The organism is Rhizobium sp. CBN3 (genome assembly GCF_030518245.1).
In the GTDB taxonomy this organism is placed as follows: domain Bacteria; phylum Pseudomonadota; class Alphaproteobacteria; order Rhizobiales; family Rhizobiaceae; genus Rhizobium; species Rhizobium aethiopicum_A.
The window spans coordinates 1-925 of the sequence record NZ_JAULSE010000085.1; the positions used below are offsets into that span (position 1 = coordinate 1).

Sequence of the window (925 nt, forward strand, 5' to 3'; positions counted from 1 at the left end):
CGATCCTGCAGCGTCTGGTTGGCGCGTTCCACCCGGCCTTTGGCCTGCGGGGTGTTGGCGCAGATGATGTCGATGTTGAGCTCATAAAGCGCCCGGCCGAACTGTGTCAGGCCGCTCGTCCGATCCGTCTGCGACGCATGGATCGAACGAAAGACGCCGTGCTGTCGCTGTAGAACGCCAGAGGCTTGCCCCATTGCTGCAAATAGGCCTTCGTCGCATGGAAGTAGTCGAATGTGTTCTCCGATCCGGCAAACCGCAGATGCAGCAGCTTGCCGGTGGCATCATCGATATAAACGAGCAGGGCGCATTTGGGGCCGCGGTTCTCGAACCACCAGTGATGCGAGCCATCGATCTGGACGAGCTCTCCGAGACAATCCCGCCGGCCGCGCGGCTGGAAAACCCGCTTCTTGCGTTCGCGCCGCGAGATCCAGATGCCGGCCTCGGTCATCCATTGGCGCAGCGTCTCCTTGGCGACCGAAATCTGATGCAGTTCGATCAGCTTCTCGCGCGCCAGCGTCGGCCCGAAATCCGGATAGCGTTCGCGGATCAGATCCAGCGCCGCATTGCGAAAATCCTCGCTGTGGCGCCGATTGCTCGGTCGGGATCGCTTCTTCGAAACGAGGCCGGCTTCACCGAAACGATCATAGGCCTGCAGCAGCCTGTGAACCTGACTTCGGCTGAGATCGAGCAGTTCAGCCGCCTGGACGACGCTCAGGCGCCGGTCGCGGATCTTCTGAATGACTTCGAGGCGATGCAATTCTCTCTGCGACATGGTGATCAAACAGGACATCACGACTCCGAACGCTCATGGTCTCCACCAGGCTGAAGTCGCCATCCTTGCTCCCAACGTTGGTATTGACCAGCACGTCGAGAGGCGAGACTGTCGCATCTCTAACTGGCCCAACTGTCGCATTACTAAATAGCC

The 925-nt window shown here is 59.9% G+C and carries 1 pseudogene; it reads right to left on the reverse strand.

Annotated features, from left to right (window positions below):
* Positions 1-790 (reverse strand): annotated as a pseudogene (locus QWJ46_RS31045) (ISNCY family transposase); the annotation flags it as partial.
* Positions 791-925 lie beyond the last annotated feature (135 nt).